We start from the raw sequence: 5,895 nt of genomic DNA, 5'->3' as shown, positions 1-5,895 counted from the left end.
TCCATACACACGCAACAATATGTCAGACGCTGCCCGAGAAGCCAATCAAGCTTGGTTATCTCAGCTGTGGGATGCCTATGTCAGCGATGTGGCGAACAATCGTGGCATCGAGCCGAGTGTACTGTCCCCGAGCGCGAAGCAATTACTGGCCTCATTGCGTGACTTTGATGGCGATTTTTCCGCCCTCTCTGAGCATCTTGGCATTGTCGATAAGCGCATGACGCGTCAGCAAATTCGTCGCTATTTGGCCGATAAATTTGGCAGTGACGGTGAAGACAGCTTCGAATACACCGGCTATTACGATTATCTGCCAAAAATACAAAGCGGCTTTAGCCTGCCAGGCAGTGATAATATCGCCGTCGTGGTCGCCAGTGGTCCGATCATGGATGGACGTCAGCGCCCAGGGACCGTGGGTGGCGATACCACTGCCGCTATGCTACGCGATGCCCGCCTTGACAGCGGTGTGAAAGCGGTCGTGCTTCGCGTCGATAGTCCAGGGGGCAGTGCATTCGCCTCTGAAATTATCCGTAATGAAGTGGATGCGCTACGCGAAGCGGGTAAACCTGTGGTGGTCTCGATGTCGAGTGTCGCCGCCTCTGGCGGTTATTGGTTATCTGCCAGCGCCGATCGTATTATCGCTCAGCCCACCACGATTACCGGCTCAATCGGTATTTTTAGCTTGTTCACCACCTTTGAGAACACGCTGGGTGATCTCGGCGTGCAGTCTGATGGTGTCGGCACCACACCGTTTGCAGGGGTTGGCGTAACGCGGGCACTGCCAGACGAGGTAGGAGATATCATGCAGTTAGGCATTGAGCATGGTTACCATCGCTTCTTGTCATTGGTCAGCAACCATCGCGATATGTCGATGGAAAAGGCAAACCAAGTCGCTCAAGGTCGGGTATGGACGGGACAAGATGCCTTGAGTTTGGGATTAGTTGACAGCTTGGGTGACTTTGACGACGCCGTGTCTGCCGCCGCTGAACTGGCTAACCTCGAAAACTATCAACTAGATTGGATGCAACAGCCACTGACGCCGTTTGAGCAATTTATCAACGAAGTGCTGGGGCAAAGCGCCAACGTGCTCGGTGAAGCGGTGCAAGCGACAATGCCATCGATTGCGCGCCAGTTGACGGCATCGCCCCAGTGGCAGTCGTTAACCTTGCTGGAAAAGTTTAACGATCCGCAAGGTCGTTACTTATTCTGCTTAAACTGTGAGTATCAGTAGGAACCACTCGCCCTGGCCGTTCGGTCAGGGCCTCTTCTCTGTTTTTCTTCTATTCTGTGTGTCGCTCGGTATTACCGATGTAATCGTTACATGTATACTGTGCTCACGCTCATTAAATGCAGATTTGACATGATGGAACGTAAACATATTTATATTGCTTACACTGGTGGCACGATCGGGATGCAAAAATCTGATCATGGTTATGTCCCAGTGTCCGGCTTTCTCCAGCAACAGTTGGAAAACATGCCTGAATTCCATCGTCCAGAAATGCCGCTTTTTACTATCCATGAGTACGAACCACTCATTGATTCATCGGACATGACGCCAACGGATTGGCAACGGATTGCGGACGATATTGGCGAAAATTACCACGCATATGACGGCTTTGTGATATTGCATGGCACAGATACCATGGCATACACAGCATCGGCGCTGTCATTTATGTTAGAAAATTTAGAAAAGCCGGTAATAGTCACCGGCTCCCAGATCCCGATTGCTGAGTTGCGTTCCGACGGGCAAGCCAACCTGCTCAACGCACTGCATATTGCATCGAATTATCCGGTGAACGAAGTGACGCTGTTTTTTAACAACCAACTTCTGCGCGGCAATCGGAGCACTAAGTCGCATGCTGACGGGTTTAACGCGTTTACCTCACCCAACTTGCCAGCGTTGCTTGAAGCTGGGATTCATATTGAGGTAAAAGCGGACAAGCTCAATCAACCTTCGCAAGGGCCGTTTAAGGTCCATACTATTAGCGATCAACCGGTTGCCGTGATCATGATGTATCCGGGCATTTCGCCAGACGTTGTCAGAAATGCGCTTAAACAGCCCGTCAATGCGATGATCTTATTGACCTTTGGGGTCGGCAACGCACCACAAAATCCCGAGTTACTCGATTTACTCAAACAGGCTACGGATCGCGGTGTGCTGGTGTTAAATCTCACTCAATGCTTGGCAGGACGGGTCAATATGGGTGGCTATGCGACCGGCTGTGCGCTGGCCGATGCGGGCGTACTGAGTGGCTATGACATGACACCCGAAGCGGCGTTAGCCAAGCTTCACTTCTTGCTCAGTCAGTCATTACCCTTTGAAACCTTGCGAACTTGGGTGCAAAAAGATTTACGTGGTGAGCTCAGCTATTATTAGCGTGTGAACAGAAGTGACGGTGAACGCTATTGTGACGATTACGCCGGCCGAATGCCGGCGTTTACGCTTTAGCGAGGACACGTTCAGCAAACCATATCCCACAAGGCGTGCCGCCCAATCTATTCGATCAGCATTGGTGCTGATTGGGTTAGCACTAGTGCTTGGTCTCAATATCGATTCGCTGCCCATCTTGACCGGCAAATTCACGCTTGAGCTCGGCTTTTGATTTCCAAGTCACCTGACCCCCTTTCGCGACCGTCATATGCTGAGGCTGGCTGTTATGACGTGATTGGTAAAGCATAACGGCTTGCAAGGCTTGATCGCGTTGTGCTTGATTAAGGCTGGTACCATCAGGCCATTTACCGGTTTCTACCGCGTAACACAAACGATCGTATATTTCAGGCGTCATTGCTTTTAAGACTTGTTCTATATCCATGATTACCTCTGTGTGGTCCGGGTCCGACTATTATGCCTGATCTTGGTCGGTAGACGGCATGTTTAGCACAGTGCGCTTTATCACGCTTTTACGCAKCAACTACACTCAAAGATAACGTATACTCGACGTAGTTGACTCAGGGTACGACAAATAATGAATTTACGATTACTTACTCGCTACGTTTATCGTCTCGGTCTTGTCACGAGTTTACTGCTACTCGTCGGCTGCGATGGACAACCGACCACCAATCAAGTGTGCGAAACGCACCCCGAATTATGCGAAGGGCTAAACATTGGCGACGGACAATGCCGATTTGAGCGCTCGGACCTGATTTTCGATCGTTTGGCGGTTGACCAAAAGCCAACCGATCTCAATAAACTTACCGAACTCAAGCAAACAAAGGCGTACTTGCGCTGTATGGAGCTGGTAGCTGAAATTGAGCCTACCACACTCAAACAACGCAAAACCAAGCGTACGGAGGCGGTCTACCATGCTTATGATGCGATTGCTCGTTTGGAAGATGAACTGGAAGCCTCTTATCAACCACCGGTGATTTACTACCGTTGGTCTCAGGGTGACAACGGCGCCCTACCCCAGTTTTTAAAGCTTGAAGGCACTCCCCACCTGGAAACGCCCCAGTTACAACTTGGTCTGGCGACCTATTATGTCTCACGGGATAAAGCTAAAACCGTGAAGATTTTATTGCACGCGTTGGAGCTGTATGACGGCCGCGATCTCACCGTAAAGCAAGACGTGATTCCAGAGGTGATTAAATCACTCGCCACCACCAATCATGCGCTTAAACGCTTTGAACATGCGTATTTGTGGGCGAAAGTGGGGCAAAGTTACAATCTTCCCATTGCCAACAGTGATCGTTTGTCTCGACTTTACACACTGAGCGAACAACAGGAGACGTCACTGCAGCGATTGGCATTTGAAATATCAGCCGCGATCGACGATGGCAATTTTCAAGCGTCATTGCTCGCACCCATTACTCAGTAAAAGGCAACCACTCAGTAAAAAGCAACGCTCAATCAAAGGTAAACCGGTCACGTCAAACTTGTCGTACCAGTTTACCTTTCGTAATTGCCCTTCTTCGTATTTCGTGCGTCTGTAGAACGTAACGACATCGACGTGGTAGCAATCAACGATCTTATCGACGTTGAATACATGGCTTATATGCTGAAATACGATTCAACTCACGGCCGTTTTAACGGCACCGTAGAAGTTGAAGGTGGTAACCTGATCGTTAACGGCAAAACCGTACGCGTAACAGCAGAACGTAACCCAACAGACCTTAAGTGGGATGAAGTGGGTGTTGACGTYGTTGCTGAAGCGACCGGTATCTTCCTAACTGACGAAACAGCGCGTCAACACATCCAAGCGGGTGCGAAGAAAGTTGTTCTAACTGGTCCATCAAAAGACGCAACGCCAATGTTCGTTATGGGTGTTAACCACAGCGATTACGCGGGTCAAGATATCGTTTCTAACGCATCTTGCACCACGAACTGCCTAGCGCCTGTCGCGAAAGTACTGAACGACAAGTTCGGTATCGTATCTGGCCTGATGACCACTGTTCACGCAACCACTGCGACTCAGAAAACCGTTGACGGTCCTTCTGCGAAAGACTGGCGCGGCGGCCGTGGTGCATCTCAGAACATCATCCCATCTTCAACAGGTGCAGCCAAAGCGGTTGGTAAAGTACTGCCAGAGCTTAATGGTAAACTGACTGGTATGGCGTTCCGTGTGCCAACTGCCAACGTTTCAGTGGTTGACTTGACTGTTAACCTAGAAAAAGCAGCGTCTTATGACCRAATCTGTGCGGCAATGAAAGAAGCGTCTGAAGGCGAGCTGAAAGGTGTACTTGGTTACACTGAAGATGCAGTTGTTTCTCAAGACTTCATCGGCGAAGTACAAACTTCAGTATTCGATGCTAAAGCAGGTATCGCGCTGACTGACAACTTCGTGAAAGTGGTTTCTTGGTACGACAACGAAATCGGCTACTCAAACAAAGTACTTGACCTAGTTGCACACATCTCTAAGTAAGTAGCAATTACAATAGTATCGATAAAGGCGGCCTAGAGCCGCCTTTTGTGTATCTGGCGCCTATCCAATGAGCCGGTTTTTGTTCGTAGACACTCCCCGAAGAGGTTTAAGCTATGTCCATGTCTTTGCTTTTTGAACGTCAACTCTCCGCCTCGGTCGATTTATGCTATCGGCAATCGGTCCCGATTCTTCGCGTGAGTCACCCATCGTGCGCCGCCACCATCAGTCTTTTCGGCGGCCACTTACTCTCCTTTGCGCCTACAGGTGAATCCTCACTGGTTTGGATGAGTCGCAACGCCGTCTACGATGCGCAAACACCATTACGAGGCGGCGTCCCTATTTGTTGGCCTTGGTTTGGACAATCGGGCTCGCCTTCGCATGGCTTTGCGCGTCGACAGATGTGGCAATTGGCGCAGGTTGACGAGCAACCGGATGGCGTGATTGTGCAACTGAAGCTGTCTGAATCTGCCCAGTCAATGGCACTCTGGCCCCATCGTTTTGAAGCAACCGTCACTTTCACCCTGACACAAAAAGCCACGATTTCCCTCGCCGTCACCAATACCGATCAGCATGATTGGACGATGGGCGGCGCATTACACAGCTACCTGACCGTCGCGGACAGCGAGCAGGCTTATGTAGACGGGGTTGGTAATCAGTACCTCGATAATTTCAGTGCCGGAGCGGCTCAACCTGCTCCGGGAAAGGTCACGTTTGAAAGCCCCGTGGATCGCATTTATACCGGGGCGCGCGATACACTGTCACTCACCGATCCGGCCGGTAACCGTCGCGTTTATGTCACCAACCAAGGCGCGACCAGCGCGGTGATATGGAACCCTGGACAAGCTGCCTCAGTACAAATGGCAGACATGGATGACGATGGCTATCAACATTTTGTTTGCATTGAGGCCGCGCTTGAGCAACCAGATACCCTGGTATCGCCAGGGCAAACCTATACCCTGGCCACAACGTTATGTGATGAAAAAGCGCGACGCTAAACAAAGCGGCCACCTTGGTATAAGGTGGCCGCGTTGTTACATAG

General features: G+C 50.5%; 6 protein-coding genes. 5 read left to right on the top strand and 1 reads right to left on the bottom strand.

Going from position 1 to position 5,895, the window contains the following annotated elements:
- A partial coding sequence (gene sppA / locus BZG79_RS10515; protein ID WP_077774357.1) for a signal peptide peptidase SppA occupies positions 1-1,228 on the top strand: 1,228 nt, incomplete at its 5' end.
- A gap of 132 nt (positions 1,229-1,360) precedes the next feature.
- Positions 1,361-2,374 carry an asparaginase gene (gene ansA, locus BZG79_RS10510; protein ID WP_077576339.1) on the top strand — a complete coding sequence of 338 codons (1,014 nt, stop codon included), beginning with the start codon at positions 1,361-1,363 and terminating at the stop codon, positions 2,372-2,374.
- A 154-nt stretch (positions 2,375-2,528) separates the two neighbouring features.
- Here the strand turns inward: ansA and BZG79_RS10505 are convergent, their stop codons facing one another.
- On the bottom strand, positions 2,529-2,810 hold the full coding sequence (locus BZG79_RS10505; RefSeq protein WP_077460372.1) for a DUF1315 family protein: 282 nt from the start codon (positions 2,808-2,810) through the stop codon (positions 2,529-2,531).
- 153 nt (positions 2,811-2,963) lie between these two features.
- On the opposite strand from BZG79_RS10505, the gene BZG79_RS10500 reads away from it, so the two are divergent.
- The 3 genes from BZG79_RS10500 to BZG79_RS10490 all read left to right on the top strand — a co-directional run bounded on the left by BZG79_RS10500 (position 2,964) and on the right by BZG79_RS10490 (position 5,851).
- Positions 2,964-3,812 carry a DUF2989 domain-containing protein gene (locus BZG79_RS10500; protein ID WP_077774356.1) on the top strand — a complete coding sequence of 283 codons (849 nt, stop codon included), beginning with the start codon at positions 2,964-2,966 and terminating at the stop codon, positions 3,810-3,812.
- Positions 3,813-3,896: 84 nt separating this feature from the next.
- Complete coding sequence (gap, locus tag BZG79_RS10495; RefSeq protein ID WP_077774355.1) at positions 3,897-4,856, top strand: type I glyceraldehyde-3-phosphate dehydrogenase; 960 nt, start codon at positions 3,897-3,899, stop codon at positions 4,854-4,856.
- Between the two features lie 113 nt (positions 4,857-4,969).
- Positions 4,970-5,851 carry a D-hexose-6-phosphate mutarotase gene (locus tag BZG79_RS10490; protein ID WP_021022284.1) on the top strand — a complete coding sequence of 294 codons (882 nt, stop codon included), beginning with the start codon at positions 4,970-4,972 and terminating at the stop codon, positions 5,849-5,851.
- The last annotated feature ends 44 nt before the right edge of the window (positions 5,852-5,895 follow it).

It is taken from the genome of Salinivibrio sp. MA427 (assembly GCF_001996115.1).
Lineage (GTDB): Bacteria > Pseudomonadota > Gammaproteobacteria > Enterobacterales > Vibrionaceae > Salinivibrio > Salinivibrio costicola.
Note: the sequence above shows the minus strand (reverse complement) of the source record. Positions and strands in the feature narration are given on the sequence as shown.